20 protein-coding genes and 1 tRNA gene are annotated in these 23,114 nt (G+C 25.3%); 8 read left to right on the top strand and 13 right to left on the bottom strand.

The window, feature by feature from the left end:
* Position 1: 1 nt before the first annotated feature.
* From AAQM_RS08665 to AAQM_RS08640, 6 genes are read right to left on the bottom strand one after another with little or no spacing between them, the layout of a single operon-like run.
* Positions 2-1,045 carry an HD-GYP domain-containing protein gene (locus AAQM_RS08665; RefSeq protein ID WP_129095920.1) on the bottom strand — a complete coding sequence of 348 codons (1,044 nt, stop codon included), beginning with the start codon at positions 1,043-1,045 and terminating at the stop codon, positions 2-4.
* Positions 1,046-1,067: 22 nt separating this feature from the next.
* Positions 1,068-2,324 (bottom strand): response regulator, encoded by a 1,257-nt coding sequence (locus tag AAQM_RS08660; protein WP_129095921.1) that lies wholly within the window; start codon positions 2,322-2,324, stop codon positions 1,068-1,070.
* An 11-nt stretch (positions 2,325-2,335) separates the two neighbouring features.
* Positions 2,336-3,082, bottom strand: coding sequence for a hypothetical protein (locus AAQM_RS08655; RefSeq protein ID WP_129095922.1), 747 nt, complete (start codon positions 3,080-3,082; stop codon positions 2,336-2,338).
* A gap of 40 nt (positions 3,083-3,122) precedes the next feature.
* Entirely contained in the window at positions 3,123-5,294 is a 2,172-nt protein-coding gene (locus tag AAQM_RS08650) for a hypothetical protein (RefSeq protein ID WP_129095923.1), read from the bottom strand.
* Entirely contained in the window at positions 5,294-6,226 is a 933-nt protein-coding gene (locus AAQM_RS08645) for a hypothetical protein (protein WP_129095924.1), read from the bottom strand. Before AAQM_RS08645 ends, AAQM_RS08650 begins: the two co-directional genes overlap by 1 nt.
* Positions 6,223-7,839 carry a UvrD-helicase domain-containing protein gene (locus AAQM_RS08640; RefSeq protein ID WP_129095925.1) on the bottom strand — a complete coding sequence of 539 codons (1,617 nt, stop codon included), beginning with the start codon at positions 7,837-7,839 and terminating at the stop codon, positions 6,223-6,225. The genes AAQM_RS08645 and AAQM_RS08640 overlap by 4 nt, the downstream gene beginning before the upstream one ends.
* Positions 7,840-7,965: 126 nt before the next feature.
* Here AAQM_RS08640 and AAQM_RS08635 point away from each other — a divergent pair, with 126 nt between their 5' ends.
* Positions 7,966-9,393 carry a sensor histidine kinase gene (locus tag AAQM_RS08635; RefSeq protein WP_129095926.1) on the top strand — a complete coding sequence of 476 codons (1,428 nt, stop codon included), beginning with the start codon at positions 7,966-7,968 and terminating at the stop codon, positions 9,391-9,393.
* Here the strand turns inward: AAQM_RS08635 and selB are convergent.
* Positions 9,390-11,219 (bottom strand): selenocysteine-specific translation elongation factor, encoded by a 1,830-nt coding sequence (gene selB / locus AAQM_RS08630; protein ID WP_129095927.1) that lies wholly within the window; start codon positions 11,217-11,219, stop codon positions 9,390-9,392. The two genes, AAQM_RS08635 and selB, sit on opposite strands and share 4 nt — an antisense overlap.
* The gene (selA, locus tag AAQM_RS08625; RefSeq protein ID WP_129095928.1) at positions 11,219-12,565 is read right to left on the bottom strand and encodes an L-seryl-tRNA(Sec) selenium transferase; all 1,347 of its coding nucleotides are present in this window, start codon (positions 12,563-12,565) and stop codon (positions 11,219-11,221) included. Before selA ends, selB begins: the two co-directional genes overlap by 1 nt.
* Before the next feature lie 61 nt (positions 12,566-12,626).
* Here selA and AAQM_RS08620 point away from each other — a divergent pair.
* Positions 12,627-12,726: transfer RNA gene (locus AAQM_RS08620), tRNA-Sec, on the top strand.
* A gap of 85 nt (positions 12,727-12,811) precedes the next feature.
* Here AAQM_RS08620 and selD read toward each other — a convergent pair.
* Entirely contained in the window at positions 12,812-13,849 is a 1,038-nt protein-coding gene (gene selD, locus AAQM_RS08615) for a selenide, water dikinase SelD (RefSeq protein ID WP_206731601.1), read from the bottom strand.
* Between the two features lie 222 nt (positions 13,850-14,071).
* On the opposite strand from selD, the gene AAQM_RS08610 reads away from it, so the two are divergent.
* From AAQM_RS08610 to AAQM_RS08600, 3 genes are read left to right on the top strand one after another with little or no spacing between them, the layout of a single operon-like run.
* A complete protein-coding gene (locus AAQM_RS08610; protein WP_129095930.1) occupies positions 14,072-15,166 on the top strand; it encodes a transglutaminase-like domain-containing protein in 1,095 nt (364 codons plus the stop codon).
* On the top strand, positions 15,163-15,489 hold the full coding sequence (locus AAQM_RS08605) for a transporter (RefSeq protein WP_129095931.1): 327 nt from the start codon (positions 15,163-15,165) through the stop codon (positions 15,487-15,489). The genes AAQM_RS08610 and AAQM_RS08605 overlap by 4 nt, the downstream gene beginning before the upstream one ends.
* A gap of 3 nt (positions 15,490-15,492) precedes the next feature.
* Positions 15,493-15,771 carry a heavy-metal-associated domain-containing protein gene (locus tag AAQM_RS08600; RefSeq protein ID WP_129095932.1) on the top strand — a complete coding sequence of 93 codons (279 nt, stop codon included), beginning with the start codon at positions 15,493-15,495 and terminating at the stop codon, positions 15,769-15,771.
* A 2-nt stretch (positions 15,772-15,773) separates the two neighbouring features.
* Here the strand turns inward: AAQM_RS08600 and AAQM_RS08595 are convergent, their stop codons facing one another.
* From AAQM_RS08595 to AAQM_RS08580, 4 genes are read right to left on the bottom strand one after another with little or no spacing between them, the layout of a single operon-like run.
* Positions 15,774-17,027 (bottom strand): NRAMP family divalent metal transporter, encoded by a 1,254-nt coding sequence (locus AAQM_RS08595; RefSeq protein ID WP_129095933.1) that lies wholly within the window; start codon positions 17,025-17,027, stop codon positions 15,774-15,776.
* The gene (locus tag AAQM_RS08590; protein ID WP_129095934.1) at positions 17,017-17,679 is read right to left on the bottom strand and encodes a response regulator; all 663 of its coding nucleotides are present in this window, start codon (positions 17,677-17,679) and stop codon (positions 17,017-17,019) included. The genes AAQM_RS08595 and AAQM_RS08590 overlap by 11 nt, the downstream gene beginning before the upstream one ends.
* On the bottom strand, positions 17,669-19,258 hold the full coding sequence (locus AAQM_RS08585; RefSeq protein ID WP_129095935.1) for a sensor histidine kinase: 1,590 nt from the start codon (positions 19,256-19,258) through the stop codon (positions 17,669-17,671). Before AAQM_RS08585 ends, AAQM_RS08590 begins: the two co-directional genes overlap by 11 nt.
* A complete protein-coding gene (locus AAQM_RS08580; RefSeq protein WP_129095936.1) occupies positions 19,255-20,403 on the bottom strand; it encodes an ABC transporter substrate-binding protein in 1,149 nt (382 codons plus the stop codon). Before AAQM_RS08580 ends, AAQM_RS08585 begins: the two co-directional genes overlap by 4 nt.
* Before the next feature lie 125 nt (positions 20,404-20,528).
* Here AAQM_RS08580 and AAQM_RS08575 point away from each other — a divergent pair, with 125 nt between their 5' ends.
* From AAQM_RS08575 to AAQM_RS08565, 3 genes are all read left to right on the top strand, one after another.
* Positions 20,529-22,202, top strand: coding sequence for a 4Fe-4S dicluster domain-containing protein (locus AAQM_RS08575; protein WP_129095937.1), 1,674 nt, complete (start codon positions 20,529-20,531; stop codon positions 22,200-22,202).
* Positions 22,195-22,806: a TorD/DmsD family molecular chaperone gene (locus AAQM_RS08570; RefSeq protein ID WP_129095938.1), complete on the top strand. Its 612-nt coding sequence runs from the start codon at positions 22,195-22,197 to the stop codon at positions 22,804-22,806. Before AAQM_RS08575 ends, AAQM_RS08570 begins: the two co-directional genes overlap by 8 nt.
* A gap of 77 nt (positions 22,807-22,883) precedes the next feature.
* Positions 22,884-23,108: a twin-arginine translocation signal domain-containing protein gene (locus tag AAQM_RS08565; RefSeq protein WP_128987200.1), complete on the top strand. Its 225-nt coding sequence runs from the start codon at positions 22,884-22,886 to the stop codon at positions 23,106-23,108.
* Positions 23,109-23,114: the final 6 nt, after the last annotated feature.

The raw sequence follows: 23,114 nt of genomic DNA, 5'->3' as shown, positions 1-23,114 counted from the left end.
TTTACTCATCTTTAAATGAATTATAAATAACAGTTACTTCATCAATATTATTTATAAATATTTCAACTAATTTTGTATCAAACTCTTTGCCACTTTTTTCTTGTAAATAGTTTACAGCATCTTCAAAACTCCAAGCTTGTTTGTATGGTCTAAAAGAGGTTAACGCATCGAATACATCAGCAATAGCTACAATTCTTCCAAAAATATGAATATCATCACCTTTTAGTCCATTTGGATAACCAGAACCATTTATTTTTTCATGATGAGTTAGTGCTATTATAGCTCCTGCTTGTAGATATTCACTTTGAGAATTTTTTAGAATTTCATAACCAATTTTGGGATGCTTTTTCATTGTTTCAAACTCTTCATTAGTTAATTTAGAAGGTTTTAAAAGTATTTTATCTTCAATTCCAATTTTACCTAAATCATGAAATGGAGCTGAATAAAAAAGTATATCTTGTTCTTTTTCGCTCAGTCCATAACCCTTTGCAAGTAATTTGGAATAATAAGCAACTCTAGCAACGTGTGAAGCTGTTTCAGGGTCTTTATATTCAGCCGTTTTACCTAAAATTGTAAGTGTTTCATGTTCTCTTTTTAATAAATTTTCAGTTGCTTTTTCAACTTCTTTTTCTAAAAGTTTAGCTTTATCTTCTAATAATATTTGATTTTGATAGTTTGTTAAAAGATTTATTGTTCTTGCTTTAAATATAACAAAATTAACAGGTTTACTTAAGAAATCATTTGCTCCTAATTCAAAAGCTCTCTTATGGATATTCTCATCATCTCCTGCAGCTGTAATCATGATAATTGGAACATTTTTTATTTTTTTTCTATATTCTTCAATAAATTCAAGACCATTTAGATTAGGCATCATATAATCAATTAAAATCATATCAACTTGATTTTGAAGTACATACATAAGTGCTTCAAGAGGTTCACTAAAACTTCTTACTTGTAGTTCCATTTCTGTACAAATAGATTCTATTAAGAAAAGATTATTTTCATTATCATCTATGGATACTATTTTCATGCTTTTAAAATTCATTTTAAGCCTTAAATTAAATATTTTATTCTGAAGGTTCTGTTAACTCTTTTATTTTTGTTTCTAAAGATTTAATTACATCCTTTAATTCTAAAATTCTTTTATTTTTTTGTTCATTTGTTTCAGTCAATAAAGCCAACTCTTTCTTAGTTGCAGCTATCTCTTCTTGTTGATTTTTTATTTTTTCTACAAGTGTATTTTTCTCTTGTTTTAATAACAAAACGTTTTTTGAATACTCTTCTGCTTCTTTACTTTTTGTAGTCATATGACCATAATATTTTTCGTCAACGTTATGCATTTGTAACTCATAATGGTCAAGTTGTCTTTGTCTACTTAAGGTTTTTGCTTTTTGTTCTTCTAATTCTTCTTGAAGCCTTGGAATATAAGATTCTAATTGTTTAATTCTATCCGATAGTTCTTGAAATGATTTTTTATAGGCATACTCTTTTTTATTAAAATCTTGTAAGGTTTTAATAACTTTTTTCTGAAATTCTCTTTTTTCAATATTTTCTTTAGTTGTTGAAAAACCAATAGTTATATATTCAGTACAATTATTTGTGTTAAGTTTAAAAATTGTATTTTTTAAATAAAAAGCTTCCCCATCTTTTGATAAAAATTTGGTATTTCCACTCCAGTTTGTACCTTCTTTTAAAATACTCCAAGTTTTTTCTATATACTCTTTTGGAATATCAGGATGAATTAAACCATAAAATCCAATCTGCTTTAACTCATCTATTGAGTACTTCGAAGTTTCTAATAAACTTTTATTTGCAAATAAAATATTTCCATTTATATCCATTTTATAAATCAAAGCTACATCATCAACAGCTTCAAGGTATTTTTTTAACTCATTTTGTTTTTCATCTAATTGATTTTGGATATATTTCTTTTCACAAGCATCAGACATTTTTTTGATTAATATGGCTGTATCAATAGGTTTTAGAATATAACTACTAACATTTAAATCAATAGCTTTTATGATATTTTCTGTTTCACTTCTTGCAGTCGTATAAATAAGAGGAACTATACTATCAAGTTCTCTTATTTTTTCTAGCATTTCTAGACCACTTAATATAGGCATATTTATATCAGAGATAATTAAATCAATTTTTTCTTCTGAATTAAAAGAGTCTTTGAATTTTTCAAACCCTTCTTGTCCATTTGCAGCTAAGATTACTTTTTTAAATAACCTAGTTAATATCTTTCCAAGTTGTTCTCTTGCTAAATCTTCATCTTCTACAAATAGTAAAACTTGTTCTTTTAGAAATTCTGAATTCACCATATTTTTCCATTTTATTCATAAGGTATTGGTGTTGGAGGAAATTCTTCAAAAGCTTTTTTTATAGCACTTGAAATAGAATTTTTGTATTTATGATTTTGCATTGGATTTGAAAATTGTAAATACTCTATTGCTCCTGCTTCACTTTTTTCTTTTTTATAAACATAAACAACTTTTTTACCAAGTTTTAAACTATTTTCATAAATTGTTTTTGCGTATTCATTTATGTAAGGAAATTCTTTTTCCTTGATTTTATCTCCCCAACAAAAAAATACAAATTTACCAGAAGGTATAAAATTTGCTGCGTCAACATACATAATATCTCTATCAAACTCTGTATTTTGAGCTGAATTATATTTTTCTAAATCTTCATTAAATTTTGTTAATAAATTTGCTGTATCAATATGAGATTCTATTAGGTTAAATAGATTCTTAATCTCTACAATTTTACCTTTACAACTCTCTCTCATTGCTTGTTTGAAAACAGTGATATAAGTTTCAGCTTTTAATTCAATCATTTTATCAAAATCATCAAAATCTTGCTCTAATAAATATTTATTTGAATCAAATCCAATAGGAGTTACGACAGGATTGTATAAAAAAACTGTTCCTATTATATTTTTTTTTCTATCTTTAGTTGTTTTGATTTTATCTTTTAAATCTTTAGCTGTTATTTCTTCATTTTCTTCATTGAAGTACATATAACTTTGTGTTAAAAAAACCTCTTCATATTTAGTTTCAATTACTCCAAAATATTGCATTAATTTTCCTTATTTATTTCTTCTAAAATATTATCAAATATTACTGCATAGCTGGCTTAGGTTTTTTAATATTTTGTTTTTCATAAACTCTAAGATTAGCACACTCTTTGATTAATTCATTGTAATATTTTGTATCACTAAAATCTTTTTTTAATATATCAAAATATTTACCATAATTATTTTTTATATATTCATCATAAATTTTTTCATTTCTAAAATACCAAAATCTTTCTAAATCATATCTAGAAAGGTCTTTATTATAGTAATCTTGTTCTTTTTTAGAGTATTTTATATCATAAGAAGCAAGTTCAGCTTTTGCTAGCATATAAGTTATTTTTGCTTTAAACTCTTTTTCTTTTGCTTCATTTTTTGCAATTGTATAATGCTTTATTGATAAATCAATTTTTTCTTTTTGTAAATCATAATCATTGAAAGAATAAACGCTTCTATATACAGTTGTTAGAATATTTGAGTTTCCAAAATAGCTTAAATTATATAAAGCATTTGCAAAAAGATAGTTATCCATAACACTTTTTGGATTTTTTTCTAGTTCATTTTGTATAACCAAAATTTTTTCCAAAAACTCTTTTAAACTCATAGTATCTTGTTTACCACTTCTATTATTTCCTTTTATTAAGCCATTAAAAGGGTTGAATTGAACTTTTTCACTTAAAATAGAAGCATTAAGAGTTAAAGCTTCTTTAAATTTTAGGTTGTTGATTAGTAGTTTTGTTTTTGCATTAATTAAGGATTCACTTAAAATAAAATTATTATTTTCTTCAGTTAATTTATTATTTTTTGCATAAACTTGGGCAAAATACTCTTTCATTTTAGAATCTTTAGGATTTTTCATAAATGTTTCAAATTTTTCTAATAAACTTAAATCAAAAACAGCTTCATCTAAATAGTTTATATGATTTGCTAAAAAAGCATTTAATTTATCATTTTTTTCAAGATATAATTTTTCTAAAATTACAAAAGTATAATCATGAATTGATGATGAATTTGTCTCATTTTTTGTAAGACTTATCATTTTTTCATAAATATCATTTTCAGTTTTTATATCAATATTTTTTAATTGTTGTAAATATAAAACATAAGCTAGAGTTTGAACTTCATGGGATTTTGGATAGTTTTTTAGTAATTCTTGGGTAATTTTAGAGCTTTCATCAAAGTTTTTTTCATAAAGATTCAAATAAGCAAGGCTTAAATTTACTAAATACATATCATCTTTTTTCACTTCTTTTAAAAATTCTATATATTTTTTGAAATCAAAATTTCTTTCATAATCACTGTATTGGTCAAAATAGTGTTGAGTATTTAAAAGTTCTCTAAAAAGTACAAATTCAAACCATTTTGAATTTTTATCTAAAGCATAGATATTTTTTAATTCTTCTAAAATATTGCTATTTTCATTTAAAGCTCTAAGGGCATAAAATTTTGTTTTCTCTTCAGGAGTTTTTGCAAAATTTAAAAGTTCATTCCATTGGTCATTTGTTTTTATATGAAAAAAGTTATAGTAACTTAAATGGGAATTTATTTTATCTTCATCAAATAGTTTTGAGAATTCATAAACACCTTTTACAATCTCACCACTTTTTACTAAAGCTCCCGCATTTAAAGCTAAAATCCAATCTTTTGCAATTGTTTTTGTATCATCTTGCAGTAAATATTTGTATTTTTCATAAATTTCCAAAGGATTTTGTTTTTTATAATGAGCCAATCTTAACGCTAAATAAAAATATCTGATTTTTAACCAAGAAGAGTTTGTATTTTCTATTTTATTTAAAGCTTCATTTAAAAGTTGTTTATAATCTTTTAGTTTTGCTTTTTCTTCATCACTCATATAATAGTTGTAAGTTACATGTTTTTCTTGTTTTTCTACTAATTTTATATAATCTAAAATTTCTTTATCTTTTAATTTTTCAAGATTTTCTCTTTTATAGACAAACTTTTCAATTTCTTCTAAATTATAGGTATTTTTTAGTTCTTTTTGCCACTCTTTTAGATTTTCTTCTTTGTTCTTTTCTTCATAAGCCCAAAGGATTGTATTATAAACATTTGCTGAGTTTATCTCTTGAGCGATATTCGAAAAAGGCATTTTTCTATTTTCTAAAAAAACAAACTCTTTTTGATTATAATCCCAACCACCAGCACAAGCAAAAATTGAAAGCTTTATAAAAAGCGTTAAAATTAAACTTCTTAAAATCATCATTTTCCTTTTATTAATTTTTCTAAATTAAACTTATTTTTATATTTTAACGTATAAAAAATCACTTCATTAAATCTATTGTCACTAAGTTTTAAAAAGTCATTTAAAGCGATTTTTAACTCTTTTTCTTTAGTATCTTCAAATCTGAAAATATCATCTTTATATACATATCTTCCTTGAAAATAAGTACTATTTAAAACTTTATATAAATTATCAGAAATTTCTATAAAGTTTGAATCAAAATCATTTTTTTCAACTCCTTCAAAAATACTCAAAGCTTTATTTTCTCTAAATTGAATAGTTTGAGAATAAAGAGGAAGAGCAAGTTTTAATTTTAAAGGATAATTGTCAAAATTATAATGATATTTTTTTGCAATGTTATTATCTAAAATAGAATTTTTTGTGTTAAAATCAGCAATATTTGACATATTGTAATACATCAAAACACCATAATCTACGTTAGGAACACCTGTTTTTGTGTAATATTTTATTTGATGAAGTCTAATTGTTGCACTCAAAGTTTTATTTAGTTTAGTTTTTAAATCTTCTAAAAGTTTAAAGTAGTTTGATTGAGTTGAACCTGACCAATCACAATCTATTTGAAGTTCATTAAACTTATAATTTTTCAAACCTTGAATAATTGCATTTGAAACTAAAGAAAAATCTACATTTTGCATAGTTTCATTTGTAATATATACAACAGGAATAAAATCTTTTGGTTTTTCTTGCAAGTTTGATTTTATAATTTCAAGTTTTGTAGAATATGCAATATCTAAAACTTTTATATAAAGTTTCTCTTTTATATTTTTTTCTTTAAAACTATTTTCCCAATGGTAAAAAGAAAAAGTTAAATTCTCTTTTTTTTGATTTTCTATAAACATAAAAATAGCTATTAAAAAACCAATAGCTAAAATAATTAAAATCTTTTTCATACTTTTTTAACCCTATTTTTTTTCAACCACTCTTCTTGTAATTCTTTACTTTTTTTATTATTTGCACTTTTACTTATAAATCTTGATTTTACATAAGTTGTTGTTTCGTCATTTTCATTGTAAGTATATGTTAGATTTAAATCAGCCATTTGTATAGCTTTTTTAGCTCTAGTTGCTGCAACATAATAGATATTTAACTCTTCATTTGCTCTTTGAAAAGAGAGTTTATTTTTTGTATTTACAAGCTCTTTTTTAGAAATAAAATCATCTGCCATTATAACTTGTTCATACTCTAAACCTTTTGATTTATGTGTAGTTGTAAAGATAATATCAGCATCTTTTTTATTTGTTACTAAATGCTCTTTTATCTTTTTATTTATTTCAAAAATATTATCTCCATAGGTGTTTATAAATTTAATAATATTTAAATAATCTTGATTTTTTGTATCTTTTGCAAACTGTTCAAGCTCACCAATAGTTTCAAAATCTTTGATTTCATCTATTGTGATTTTGTCATTTTTTTTCTGTTTTAGATAAAAAATAGAATAAACTGTTTGATTCATAAAAGAGTATGAATTATAGCCACCTTCAAAATATATTTTTTTCTTATCATGAATATAATAAACAAGTTGTTGAACCAGACCAAAAGTGCTTCTTGCTATTATACAAAGCTGTTTTGAAAAATCTATATGTTCTTTTCCTATTTTTGTATTTGATTCTATTCCTGAAATTTTTAGAAGTTTACTTCCATTTATTTCATATAAGCTATTTAGATTATTTTGTAAAATTTTTGCATAATTATCTCCAAATCTAAAACTTTTTGTTAAATCATAAGAGGGTAAATCTATTTTATTTAAGGCATTTGTAGCAAATCTAAAGGTATAAATTTGTTGAAATGAATCTCCCACATAAATTCTTCTACAATTTAGATTTTCAATAATTCCTATCATTACATCACTTATATCTTGAGCTTCATCAACCAAAACCAAATCATAAGGAAGATTTGTAGAAACTTTTTTATTTAGATAAAACATCTTCAAATAAAAATCATGAGTTGCCTCAATAACTTTGTTTTTCATACTTGAAAGGATGATTTTTAGATGTTCTAATACTCTTTTTTCATTTTTATTTAGAAGTTCTAAAATTTTAGCACCTAAATCTGATTGTTTTTTATAATTTTCAAGAAGTTTTGAATCAAGAGCTATCAATGATGAATTGCAATAAAAATTTACTAAATCTTTTATCAAAGCTATATATTCAGGGATTGGATAATAGGTTCTTTGATGTTCTCTTAACTCATAATTTGTGATAACTTTTTCAACAATATGATTTTTTAAATCAGCTGTTAAATGATAGTTATAAGCTTCTATTTTATTATATGCAAGAGAATGAATGGTGCTTACATGTAAATATGGAAGTTTATAATCTTTTAATTTTTCTTGTAGTGAAATTTGTAAAGATTTATTGTATGCAAGATATAAAATTTTCAAATGAGAATTGTTTTTAGCATATTCAAGTAAAGTTGTTGTTTTTCCACTTCCTGCAACGGCATTTATTTTAAATGAGAGTTTTGAGCTATTTATTATCTCTTCTTGTTCTTTAGTTAATTTCATTTTGTAATTTTAGCGAGCATTTCTAAATAGTGAATAAAATAAAAAAATGTAGTTTAATTCTTAAATTTTATAAGTTATTTGATTATTTAATTAAGGTACAATTCGCTTTTTTAAATAGGGAAAAATATGAAAATAAATAAACTAAAAAATCTTATATTGTTAATCACATTAATAATCATTTTTCTAATTGATTTTGGGTTAATAGCAAATATTAATAATAAATGGAATGAAACACTAAAAAGAATCGAAACTTTAAATTCAGAAATATCTTTAAAAGAAGAATATATAAAAAATGCATTGGAAAAAAGAAATGAAGAGTTTAAATGGGCACTTTTTTTATTTGTTTTATCAAATTTTATCGGAGTAATTCTTCTTTATTTATATAGAAAAGAAAAAAATGAGTATGAACAAAAACTTTATGATGAAAAAGAAAAAGCTATTATTACTTTAAAAAGTATAGGTGATGCTGTAATAACAATAGATGAAAATGCTAATGTTACATTTTTAAATTTGGTTGCACAAAAGATTTTGCATTGTTCAAAAGAAGAAGTTATTGGAAAAAAAATAAATGATATTTTAAATTTAATAGATATAAAAACTAATAAACCAATAGATTTAGAAATAAAAAAAATTCTGCGTCTAGGAAAAATAAGAGTAATGGATGAAAATATAGGTTTAATAAATAAAAATAATAAACTATTTGAAATAGAAGATTCTGTTGCTTCTATAAAAAATAAAGAGGGAAAAATTTTAGGTGCAGTTTTTGTTTTTCATGATGTTACAGAGCAAAATAAATATAGAAAAAAATTAGTTGAAAATGAAAAAATAATGCTTCAACAATCAAAACTTTCAGCTATGGCTGATATGCTTGAAAATATGGCACATCATTGGAGACAACCTTTATCTTTGATTTCAACTTTGGCAACAGGACTAAAAATTAAAAAACAAATAAATGATTTAGATGATAACTATTTAATAGAATCTTTGGAAAACATAAACCAATCAAGTCAAAATCTATCTAAAATTATTGATGATTTTACGATATTTTTAAGACCTACAAATAAAAAAAATGACTATTTTTTATTGGATAAATCTCTTGAAAAAGTTATTACAATTTTTCAATCAAACTTGAAAGAAAACAATATAAAAGTAAATATAAATACAAAAGAAAAAATAGGATTTTATGGTTGTGAGAATGAACTTATGCAAATATTTATAGGAATAATAAATAATTGTATAGATGCTGTGATTTCAAAAAAAGATAGATTTATTTTTATTGATATTTATAAAAAAGAAAAAGAAATAGAAGTTTCATTTTTAGATAGTGGTGGTGGAATTCCAAATGATATAATTGATAGAATTTTTGAACCATACTTTACTACTAAGTATAAAACTCAAGGAAAAGGAATCAGTCTTTATATTATAGAAGGAATGGTTAAAAATCTTTTTAGTGGGATAATAAAAGTTGAAAATGAAAATTTTAGTTTTAAAGATAAGAAATTATCAGGAGCAAAATTTTCTATTTTCTTAAAACTAGAAGAAACTTTAGTTTAACTAAAAATTCTTTTAGTATCTACTTTTTTAATATCTGAATAATTATCTAAATAATCAAGATAAGTTATTAGATATTTTCTACTTAAATCAAATCTTTGTTTGAAATTTGAAAGTTCTATATATCCATCTTTTTTTATAATCTCTTTCATAGTTTTTACTATTTTATTTAGACTTTCAAAATGAATAAAAAGATTGTGTTGAAGTCTTATTACTTGTTTTTTAGAAGTAAGAGATTTTAAAATATCATCACCTAATTTTCTATCAATATCCAAATCATCGTATATATTATAAGGTGCAGTTGGTTCTATATCTTCATCTTTTAATCTTTGTAAAACAATATTTTCTAAATCTTTTGTAAAATCCTCTTTTATATTTGCATTTTTATATAAAGATGTTTCATGTATTAAGAAGTTTTCATTTACAAGTTCATCTAAACAAAGTTGAATAAAAGCTTGACTTGCCCATTTTAATCTTAAGTTTATTGAGGAGTTTGAAAGTAGGGCATAAGAATTCTTTGTATAAATCTCTTTTATATAATCTTTTATCTCGTTTTTCGTATCAAGTGGATAAATAACTAACTCTTTTTCATCTATAAAAACATCACTCATATTTTTTGCAAAATTAATGGCTTCTTCATGAGAAAGGGCAAATCTTTGAGTTGAAGAAATAATTCCTAAACCTTTTTTATGAGCTTCTAAAAGTTCTTTATAGGCGCTTGTAAAATCTTTTTTATCTAAAGCTTCAAGTAATCTTTTCTTTTGATTTTTTTTCATTGGGTCAATTATTGGGTTTAAAATAGTTCCCCCACAAATTGTCTCATTTCCACTTCTTAAGATGATTTTTTCACCAAATATTGTAAAAAGTTGTTCATTTGCTTTTAAGGTTGCAAATCCAGTTTCAAGATTTGTAATACAATCAAAAAGTAAAACTTTTACATCAATTTTTTTTGCTCCAATAAACAAATTGTAGGTTTGATTGTGGTTTAGTTTTTTGTTTTTTAAACATTTAAAAGAGATGTCAATTCCATCAAATCCTCTAATATGACCTTTTTTTGTAATTAAATCACCTTTTTTTAGATTGGTGATATTTACATTTTGTAAGTTTAAAGCAGCTCTAGAAGAGATATTTGCTTCAAGAACATTTTGATTGTGAACTTGAATATTTTTGATTTTTGACTCTTTTTGATTTTGGCAAATAAAAACTTTTTCATCAATTAGACATTTTTTCCCAAGAACGGTTCCTGTTACAACCGTTCCTATTCCTTTTGGAGAAAAGACTCTATCCACATAAAATCTAAAGAAATTCTCTTCTTGTTTTGTTGAGTTTTTTATACTAAATAATTGAATTTTTAGTTTTTCGATTGAAGTTTCATCATAAATAGAGACACAAGAAATAAACTTAATTTCAAAATCAAACTCTTTTAAAAATTCTAAAATTTCCTCTTTTTTTAGCTCAAGTTCTTCTTTATTTACTAAATCTTTTTTTGTAATTACTACAATTATCTCTTTTAGTCCTAATAAATTTATGATTTCTATATGTTCAACAGTTTGGGGTTTTATTCCTTCAATAGCACTAATTACAAGCATCACATAATCAAATCCAAAAGCTCCAGCAATCATATTTTTTACAAGTTTTTCATGTCCTGGAACATCAATAAAAGCTATATTTTGCTGACCTTTAGACATATTTGAAAAGGATAAATCAATAGTAATTCCTCTTTCTTTTTCTTCATTTGTACTATCACCTTCCAAACCATTTAAAGCTCGAATTAAAGCAGTTTTTCCATGGTCAATATGACCTGCTGTTCCTATAATAATATTTGACATTAGTTAAATAAACCTTTCAAAATATTCTCTAATTTTTCAAGTTCATTTTCTTGAATTGTTCTAAAATCAAGTAAAACTTTTTCATTTTCAATTCTGCTTATGATTAGATTTTTTCTTAAAAGTTTTTCTAGTTGGTTTGGTTTGTAGTTTTTGTATTCTAGTGATAAAGCAATAGAAGGAATCTTTTTATTTGGAGTTGTTCCACCTCCTACCATCGTCGAAGTTTTTATAACTTCGCAGTTATAAATATCTTCTATTTTTTCTTTTAATTTAGTTGCTCTTTGCTCTAAGGTTTCAGTAGATGCAAAAAGCATTTTTAATGTTGGTATTTGTTCTAAGTCATTTTTTAGATATGAATTTAAAGTATCCTCAAGAAGTGCTAAAGTTATTTTATCAACTCTTAACATTCTTAAAAGTTGGTTTTTTTTGATTTTTTCTATTAATTCTTTTTTTCCTATTATGATTCCTGCTTGTACACTTCCTAAAAGTTTATCTCCTGAAAAGCTAAGTAAACTTGGATTATATTGCATAATTTCTAAAATTGAGGGTTCGTTTTTATTTAGATTGTAGGGTAAATCAATCATATGACCACTTCCCATATCATAATAATCTATGATATTGTTTTTTTGGGCTACTTCTACAATCTCTTCAAAGCTAACTTCACTACTAAAACCCTCAATTGAGTAGTTTGATTTGTGAACTTTCATAAGCATAGATGTTTTTTCATTTATGGCATTTTCATAATCTCTTAGATGGGTTTTATTAGTAGTTCCTATCTCTTTTAAAATTGCTCCACTTTGAGTCATAACCTCAGGAACTCTAAAACTTCCCCCAATTTCCACAAGTTCACCTCTACTTACAACTACTTCTTTATTTTTGCAAAAAGTGTTTAAAATCAAAAAAACAGCACTTGCATTGTTGTTTACTACTATTGCATCTTCACAATTTGTGAGTGCTTTTAGAGTTTTTGTGATGTGAGCATACCTTTCACCTCTTTTACCTTCATTTAGGTCATACTCTAAATTATTGTAAGTTGTAGCTATTTGGATGGTTTTTTTTAGTGAATTTTCATCTAATAAACTTCTTCCTAGATTTGTATGAACGATAATACCCGTTGCATTTATAACACTTTTTAAAGATGGTGATATTAAATTTTCATAATTTTGTAAAACTTCAGATATTAAACTTTGTTCATTTATCTCTTTGATAGTTTCATTTAAAATATTATTTCTAAGATTTTCTATAACTTCTTTTGAGATTTTTGTAACTAAAGTTTTTGATAACCCTTCAAAAGCTTCGTGTGTGATAAACTTATCAACCTTTGGAATGGATTTTAGTAAAATCATTTTTACCCTTTCAGATGTTTTTAAAATTGTTTGCTGTAATATTTCTTGCTTACAAAAAAGTGGGAGACAAGTGTACCTGGTGGGCACCACAGGCTTCAACCCTGATTGGCGGTTTATGTGTAATACGCCGCGGGAGGTTCGATTCCTTCGTCTTCTCGCCACTTCTCTTTAAAAATCATTTTAATAAAATTAAATATATGACATGGATTACATCTTAATAAAAGAAGAGTTTTTTTTACTCTTCTTTTAATGAATAATTATAGGAGTTATTCCTCTTGGAATTACAACTCCAATAATACTTGCATATCCAAAGCTTAACTCTTCAAGTTCTTTTATATACTCTTTTGCATCATCTTCTTTCATGGCTATCAATAAACCACCAGAAGTTTGTGCATCACAAAGTATCGCTTTACAGTGGTTTGGAAGATTATTTAAATATGTTATTTTATCTTCTGTATATTTCATATTTCTTTTTGTTCCACCAGGAATTACATCATTAGTTGCTAAATCAATCGCTTCATTTACTACTGGAACATTATTGCATGAAATACTTAATGTTACTAAATCATTTGTACACTCTAAAGCATGTCCCATAAGACCAAAGCCTGTGATATCTGTACAAGAACTTACATCATATTTTCTCATAATCTTTGATGGCAAGTAGTTTAAACTTGACATTATTTTTGCACACTCTTTTACTAAATTAATATCTAGTAAATCTCTTTTTATAGCTGTAGTTAAAATACCCATTCCAAGAGGTTTTGTTAAAACTAAAACATGTCCAATCTTTGGAGTATTATTTCTAATAATCTCATTTGGATGAATCATTCCAGTTACAGATAATCCATAATACATTTCAGGTGATTCAATGGTATGCCCACCTAAAAGCACTCCTCCACACTCTTTGATTTTTTCATTTCCACCATTTAGTATAAGACCTAAAGCCTCTTTTGATATATTTTTTTTATCAAAACCTACTATATTCATGGCTGTTTTTACATCAGCTCCCATAGCAAATACATCACTAAGTGCATTTGCAGCAGCTATTTGCCCATAAATATATGGGTCATCTACAACGGGAGTTATAAAATCAAGTGTTTGAACTATTGCTTGATTATCATTTATTTGATAAACACTAGCATCTTCACTTGTATCAAATCCTACTAAAATTCTTTCATCTTTTGGAGTTAAACCACAAATAGTTTGTTTAAGATCACCCGGACCCATTTTTGCAGCTCAACCAGCAGCTTGAACGAATTTTGTTAGCCTATATTCATTGTTCATTTTAAGCATTTCCTAGCTTTTTGAAATTTAAATTTTATTATACAAATCTTTGATTAAATGTAGTTAAAAATGAGTAAATATTTTTTTACCTTTTAAGCTTTTGTTTATAAATGATATATTAGTATTCAAACAATTAGTTCAAAGACCATAGGTTATGGTTTGATATAAAGACTTAATCTCTTTATCTCTTAATAGAACAAAAACTATTAGAGGTTTTATCTCATGCAAAGAAGAACATTCTTAAAAACAACGGCTGCTTTATCAAGTGCTGCTATTTTAGCTCCACATTTTGCATTTGCAAAAGAGGAAACAAATTCATTTGGAATTACTAAAACTCCTAGAAAATTTAGTGTTACAAATAACTACTCTTTTAATCCAAGCCAAGAAATCACTCAACTTTGGGTACCACTTCCAAAAGATGAAAGTTACCATCAAGTAGTTGCTTTTTCTTATAAAGGAAACTTTAGTGAAGCAACAATTGTGAAAAATGAATATGACACAAGAGTTTTATATGTAAAATGGGAAAAATCGCAAGAAAAATCACAATTAGAAGTGAACTTTGATGTAATTATGCAAGAAAGAACAACAGATTTTTCAAAAGCAACATCAAACACAAACTATCCAAGTGATATAAAAGTATATTTAGAAGGAACAAAACATATCCCTGTTACAGAAGGGTTGACTAAATATGCAAATGAAATTACTAAAAATGCTAAAACACCATTAGAAAAAGCACAAGCTATTTATGATTGGACAGTTACTACTATGTACAGAGATGAAAGTGTAGTTGGTTGCGGAATTGGTGATGCTAAAAAATCAATTGAAGAAAAAATTTATGGTGGAAAATGTACAGATATTAGTTCAGTGTTTGTTTGTTTATTAAGAAATGCAGGAATTCCAGCAAGAGAGATTTTTGGAATAAGAGCAGGGCAATCAAAAATCTCAAATGCTTGTGGAAAAGCAAATGACAAAGGTTTTGCAGATATTACAGGTGCACAACATTGTAGAGCTGAATTTTATGTAGATGGATTAGGATGGGTTCCAACAGACCCTGCTGATGTTACAAAAGTAAGACTTGCAGAAAAATTAACAAATGAAGATAAAAAATTAAAAGATACAAAAGAGTATTTCTTTGGTTCTTGGGAGATGAATTGGGTTGCATTTAATAGTGCAAGAGATTTTATTTTAACTCCAAAACCAGCTCAATATCCTTTAAATATGTTAGGTTATCCTTATGCAGAAGTTGGAGAAGATGCTCTTGATTATTATAAACCAAAAGAGTTTGTTTATACATATACTTCTCAAGAAAGAGTATGAAAAAAAATAGTTTAGCGATAATTGGTGCAGTTTTTACTGCACTATTATCAACTCTTTGTTGTTTACCTGCTTTTTTATTTCTTTTTTTTGGAGTTTCAAGTGGAGTTTTAACTTACTTTACAACTTTAGAATACACAAGAATTCCCCTTGCGATTTTGACAATAGGATTTTTTTTATTTGCTTTTTTTAATTTTAAGAAAAAAATTTCTTGCAAATGTACGAAAAAAGAGCTTTTTAAACAATATATTTTATTTTCTATATTTTTTATAGTTGTTATTGCTTTACTTTTTTACCCTGAATTAATACCTTATTTTATGGATTAGATTATGAAAATTTTTATTTTATTTTTAATGTTGGCAAATCTTATATTTGCTTCAAATATTTCGGTTTTTAAAGTAGAAGGAATGCATTGTCCACTTTGTACAACAGCTGTAAAAAAAGCTATAAAAGAGCTTGATGGAGTGCAAAAAGTAAGTGCAAGACTTAATACAAAAGAAGTAAGTGTGGTTTATGATGAAAAATTAAAAATAGATGAGATTTTAAAAGCTATAAAAACAACTTCATACGAAGGTGTAGAAATTTCTACAAAAGCGTATGAAAAGTAAGTTTAGATTCCTAAAATAGATGGGAACCATCTGTAAATTATAAATAAAACTAAAAATCCAAATAAAAATATTAGCCCAAAAATTGACAAGATATTTAAAAATATTCCATTTTTTAACTCTTTTGGAAGAGTTGTACTTTTTACTAATTTGTAGTTTAAAAGTGCAAAAATCGGAGTTGTTGCAAATGATAGAATCATTGCAAAATCAAGCATAGCTCGCAAAGAACTTGTAAAATATAATATTATCAAAAATCCAATTATTCCTACAATAATTGTCCATATCATAACATTTGTATTATTTGCTGACTTTTTACGTTTTATCAAAGAAAAAGCTTCTGCTACAGCTCTTCCATACCCATCAATAACAGTTATAGATGTTCCAAACATACAAGCAAAAGCAATAAACGCTATTAGAAGTCTTGACCATTCACCCATTACAGAAGTGTACATAGATACAAGTTGATGAGAAAATGCAATACCATCTTTAAACTCATAAGAACTTCCATGTAAAACTAAAGCACCAAGAGCTAGAAAAAATAGAGCTAAAAATGCAGTTATAAAATATCCTACATTAAAATCTAACAAAGCATTTTTATAGTTTATGCTTTCTTGTTTCATCTGACTTTTTAACCAAAGAGAACTAATACTTGAAACTTCTATTGGTGCTGGCATCCAACCTGTCATAATAACTATAAATCCTAAACTTGCAAGTGTCCAAGGTGATGGAGAAATAAAATTTTCTACAACAGTAACTTCTTTTGTAGCAGCCATAACAACAGCTATAATTGTAGAGATACTTAAAGTTATCATAATAATTTTAGAAACATTATTTAAAAGATGATATTTTCCTGCTATAAGTATGAGTAAACAGCCAAAAATTATAATAAAACTAAGTAAATTTAAAGTTAGTTGAATAGGTATGAAATATCCTAATAAACTTGCTGCAAACATTGATACAGCAGCAGTATTTACAACAGCAGCAATAACAGCTAAAACTGTAAATAACCAAAGCCAACCATTTCCTAAAGTTGCATAACCTTCTATTAAACTTTTTTTTGTAGCCATTGTATATTGAACATTTGCTAAGAAAAAAGGGTACTTAAAAATGTTTATTAAAAGTATAAAAATAGCTAAACCCCAACCAAATAAAGCTCCTGCTTGTGTTGATGCAACTAAATGTGAACCACCAATAGCAGCCGTTGCCATCAAAATCCCTGGTCCAAAGATTTTATAAATATTTTTTAATTTAGTTGTCATTTAAACTCTTTTCATTGAATCTGTAAGTTTTGTGTTGAATTTTTACCAATATATTTTTTTCTGCTAAATCTTTAAAAAGTTTGATTAGTGTAGGTTTTGAAATAGAAAAGTTTTCCATAATATCAGTATATGAAGCTACAAAAAGATTTTCATTATCTAAACTATTTATAATAAACTTCACAATTTCTACTTGTTTACTATCTGTAATTGCTGAAATTGTTTTTATTACATTATTGTTTTTTCTTATCTCTTTTTCTTGAATTACTGGAAGTAATACATCATGTAAAGAGTTTAATAACTCTTTTATATTTATAGGTTTTACTATGTAGTTTTCAACTTTTAATTTTATAGCATCAAGTAAGTAGTTTGTATCTGTGTGAGCAGTTGTAAGAATAGTTGGAACATTGATATTTTTACTTTTTATATGTTTTAAAAAATCTATTCCATTTTCATCTTTTAGTAAAATATCTGAGATAATCACATCAATTTTTTTATTTAATAAAATATCTAAAGCCTCTTTTGATGTTTTCGCTGTATATATATGATTTATAAAATCCTCTAAAACATCAGTTGTATGTTTTAATAAACTATCATCATCTTCAAGATAGAGGACATTAAAATTATGTAAGATATTTAAATCTCTATTTTTCATTTTCATTTCCGTTTGTTTGATTTAGTGGTATTTTTATTGTAAATAAAGAGCATGAAAAAACCCTGTCATCTTTTATTTTATAAAAAATATTTTTATATAAAATCTCTCCATTCATATGTTTTTCGATTATCTGTTTTGACATATAAAGTCCGATACCAGTTCCTGCACTTTTATATTTTGTAGTGTAATAAGGTTCAAAAATTTTTGGCAAAATCTCTTTTGGAATTCCTCCACCATTATCAACAAAATTTATAACAAGATGATTTTTAAATCTATTTACAACAATTTTTATAATTCTATCATTTTTGTCAACATTAGAAGTTAAAGCATCTTTTGAGTTTGAGATAAGATTCAAAAATACATGAGAAAGTTCATTGTAATAACTATCTATTTTTACATTATTTCTAATTTTTAATATAACTTGAATATTTTCCTGATTTAAAAAATATTTTGATAATTCAATAGAGTGTTCTAAACAATTTTTGATATAAAATTGACTTTTTATTTTATTAGGTGAGAAAAAATTTCTAAAATCATCTAAAGTGTTTGACATATTAGATGCTAAAAGTAGGGCGTCATTTACTTTTTCATCTACAAATGAAGCAGTTAATTTTCCCAAAGACATTTTTGTTTGAAAACTTTGAATAATCATAGTGATTGAACCTAAAGGTTGACGCCACTGATGAGCTATGTTATTTAGCATTTCACCTAAAGAAGCAAATCTTGCTTGTTGAAACATAATAATATCTTTTTTTCTATTTTGAGCTACCTCTTTTGAAATTTTTATTTCAAGATAGTTATTTAATTCTTGTAATTCTTTTGTTTTTTCTTTTACCTTATGTTCAAGAGAATTATGTAGTTTCCTAAAATTATCAATAATTAATAAAGATAAAATAACAGAAAATAGAAATACTATAAAAATAGAGATAATTGAAAAAATAATAATTACATTAAAAATCTTATCTGTGTTTCTTTTTTCATTTATTGCAAGATTTAAATCATAATTTATCAAACTTGTAAGATAGATTGAAATAGCATTTATTTCAAGATTTATATTTGAAAATTTTTTATAATCTATGTGTTGATTTATCTTTTCAATCTCTTTTTTTATAATCTCTTTTTTCTTATTTATATTTTCCATAATAGAGTTTTTCAATGCTTTGTTTTCATAATAATTCTCTTCTTTTACAATAAAAGTTTTTATGAAAGTGGTTAATAACTCTTTATTTTTTAGTTCTATTTGTTGTTTGTACAAATCCCAATTTTTGTCTATAATCTCTTGGGCTAAAAATAGAACTTCTATTGCTTGAGTATGGCTTATTTGTTCTTTTTCAAAATCAAGTAAAGTATCTTGAAGATTTACTTTATATGAATCTTTTATATTTTCAAGTTGCATTAAACTTTTTGTTCTTTTATCAAATAAAGTATCAAAATCTTGTTTCATAGTAAAAATTGATATTTGTGATAGGATAATTATACATATCATCCCACCTGCAATTATGAAAACTAAAAAAGCTGTTTTGTAATTGAAGTTTAATTCATCAAAATAGATGAAAAGTTTTTTAAAAAAATTTTTCATTTTTCAATCTCAATAAATTCATTATTTTTATACTCAAAAAGATAGGTTTTATTTAATAATTGAGTTTGATTATAAGCTAAAGGAATCCCTTCAAGAAGATTTGTAGGGGTAGTTTTTAACATATACAAAAATTTACTTCTTGTAATTTCTCCTTTTATTCTTGATATTGCATTTACTAAAATTTTTGAAGATAAAAAAGCTTCAAAAGATAAAAATCCTAATTCATTATTTGGATAATATTTTTTCATAAGTTCTTGATACTCAATAACCACAGGAAGATTTTTGTTTGTGTAACTAGGAACTACTTGAGAAAAGATTATGTTTTTAGTATTTGAATTTAAATTTTCTAACTCTTTTACAATTGAATTTGCATCACCAAAAGAGATAGTACAAAATATTGCATCTTTTAGATTTTCATTTTCTTTTGCTTTTTTTATAAATAAAGAGTTTGTTTTATATGCTCCTATCATAAAAATAACTTCAGGTTTTGCATCCTCTATTTCATTAAAAGCGTGATTTATTGAAAGAGTATTTCTTTTATAGGAACCTTCTGCTATAAGTTTCAGATTTTTTTGTTTTAAAGAGTTTATTAAAGAGATATACCCCTCTTCACCATAATCATCATTTTGATAAAAAACTGCAATCTTATTTAATTTTTTTATACTATTTAAATAATTTATTAAAGTCTCTATCTCTTGCTCATAAGAACTTCTAAAATTTATAAAGTTTTTATTTTTTTCGTCTCTTAAAAAAGAAGCTCCTGTAAAAGATGAAAAAAATGGAATGTTTTCATCATATAAAATAGGTAAAACTCTTTTAACTGTTGGAGTTCCTACAAAACCAAAAAGAGCAAAAACTTTATCTTTATAAATTAATTTTTGAGTATTTTCATAGGTTAATTCAGGTTCATATTTATCATCATAAACTAAAAAATTTATCTTTTTATTTTTTATTATATTGTTTTCATTGGTATAAGAAAAATAAGCATTTGCACCACTGTAAACAGCTTCTCCCCAAGATTTTATAATTCCAGTATTTGGGATAGATGTTCCAATTGAAATAGTTTTATCTTCAAAAACATCATCTTTTATAAATAAATAAAATAGAATAAAGATAGAAGTAAATATAAATAGTTTTTTTGACATGAGAAAGTTTACAAAAAATAAGCTTTAAAGTAAAAAGGTAAAAAATATTTTATTGATTAAGTTCAAATTAATTTTTATAGCTATAAAATAGGTAAAATATTTTTTACTAAAAAAGGGCATAGTTTATGCAAGAGTTTATATATTACAATCCTCTGGGACTTGATTTTCCCGTTGGTGAAGAGATATTTGTAACTACAAATATTGAAGATACCAAAGATAAGAATTTTATTATTTCAAATACAGATGAAATAAATTGTGAGTTAGTTTCAAAAGAAATAGATTTTTATATTAAGAATTCACAAGATAATCTATCAGACAAAATCAAAAATGTTTCAAAACTTTATGAAATAGCTGCTACTAAATATGATTTTTCACAAGATATTTCATATTTCCAAGAAGTTTCTAACACGATTTTATTAATTACAAATAACGAAGAACAATATGATGAATTTATAAAAAAAGTAAATGTTAGTGATTTTGAAATTTTTTCTATAGAAGAAAAAATCTTGAAAAACATAAATGGAAATATAGGAAATCTTCAAGTTACTGTAAATGATGAAGATGAGGATATTGTTTTAAATGTTTCTCAAATAGTCTATTTTGATGCTAAAGAAGAGATATTAAAACAAACAGGGATATTTGATATTAATATTTCAAATATAGATGAGGTTATTGAAAAATTAAAAGCAAATATAAATTCATATTCATATAAAAAATTTACTACTTATAATCAAAGTATTTGTCAATATGATGAAAGAAGAGTTGAAATTTGTTCTGCTTGTGTTGAAGTTTGTCCCACAACTGCAATTATAAAAAATGATAAAAATAAGAAATTGATTTTTTCTCCTATTGAGTGTATTTCATGTGGTGATTGTGTAAGTGTTTGTCCAAGTGGTTCTTTAGATAGTGCTGTTACAAATAGAGATTCTTTATATGAAATTAGTCAGTTTTATAAAAATAAACATCCTTTTATTGTTTCGTCAAAAGTTGATATTTCTAATTTAGAGATAGCTTTAAAGCAGAATGTTTTACCTTTTTTTTGTGAAGGTGATATTTTTGATGAAAGTTCACTTTTAACTCTTTTACAACTATCAGGTTCACAGCTAATATATTTTAGTGATTCAATTTCTATAGGAACAAAAGAATCAATAGATATTTTAAATGAGATTTACAGAAGAAAATATAATATTGAAGCTATATTTTTGGTTACAAATACGCAAGAGTTAGAAGAGGCTATTTCAAATGTTTCATTTGTTGAGGATTCATATTTTAACTTCAACCAAAAAGGACTAAAAAAAAGAGAAGTATTCTCTCAAAGATTACAAAAAATAGTTGAAAATGAGGATTTAGGAGTTGTAAAAACATCTAAATTTGTTCACTATGGAACAGTGGAAGTAAACGATTCTAATTGTACTTTGTGTATGTCATGTGTTGGAGCCTGTAATGTTGATGCAATATTTGCCAACCAAACTGATTTTACATTAAGAGTTAATCCAAGTTTGTGTACAGCTTGTGGTTATTGTGAAGTTACTTGTCCTGAAAAAGATTGTTTAACTATAAAAAGAGATGAAATTCAACTTCAACCTATGTGGTTTAAAGAGAATATTTTAGCAAAAGATAGTTTATTTGCTTGTGTTGAATGTGGAAAAGAGTTTGCAACAACTAAAGCTATTGAAAAAATTGCTTCAATCATGGGACCAATTTTTGCGAAAGTTAGTGAGACTAAAAAAAGAACACTTTATTGCTGTGAAGATTGTAAAGCTAAATTGATGATAAAACAAGGATTATTAGATGCATAACGTAGAAATAAATAAAGCTAGGGCTTTTTTGTATAACACTTTATCTTTATTGTTTGTTGAAGAGTATGTAAAAAATTCAAACAAAGAATTGAAAGAGGCATTACAGATTATTTCTACTAACTCTTTTGATGAAGATGTTTGTATTGCCGCAAAAGAGATTTTGAATTATTTAGAAACTAATGGTTTTGATAAATTGTATATTGATTATCAAGAGTTGTTTATAGTTCCTTTTGGAGAGTTTGTATCATTGAGTGCATCTTGGTATCATGAACAAAGAGAGGGTGGCTTGATGCAATTAAAAGTAAAAGATGTATTAGCTAAAACTAAAATTAGAAGAGATGAAAACTCATTTAAAGCTCCTGAAGATCACTATGGTTTTATTTTTACATTAGCTTCTTATTTATTAGAGCAACAAATCAAAGAAGAGATTAAAGAAGATTTACAAAAAGAGTTATTTAAAGAGGTAATAAATCCTTATTGTGATGAATTATTTTATAAATTAATAGGAAGTTCTAGCAAAATTTATAGTCAAGTTGGAGTAATACTTGCTAATTTCTGTAATTTTGAAAGAGCTTATTTGGATATTCCTAAATTAAATAGATAATTTAGGAATAAAAAGTCCCTTTAAGAGTTTTATAAATTTTTAAAGGGGCTTTTACCCAATTGAAGAAAGGAGTTATCATGAGCGATAAGTTAAATGAAAGACGTAACTTTATCAAAAGAGCTGGAATAGCTGCTTCTGTTTTAGCTGGATCTGTTGTTGCAACTGCAGCAACTACTGAAAGTAAAGACAGAGGTGCTGGAAGCAATGTTGGTAACGGTGTAGTAGTAGGAACATCTACAAAAAAAGAGATACTTTATAAAAAAACAGCGAATTGGAATACGTTTTACGACGCTGCAAAATAAAAGTAA

It is taken from the genome of Arcobacter aquimarinus, assembly GCF_013177635.1.
Classification (GTDB): domain Bacteria; phylum Campylobacterota; class Campylobacteria; order Campylobacterales; family Arcobacteraceae; genus Aliarcobacter; species Aliarcobacter aquimarinus.
This window is presented reverse-complemented; position numbering and strand designations above follow the sequence as displayed.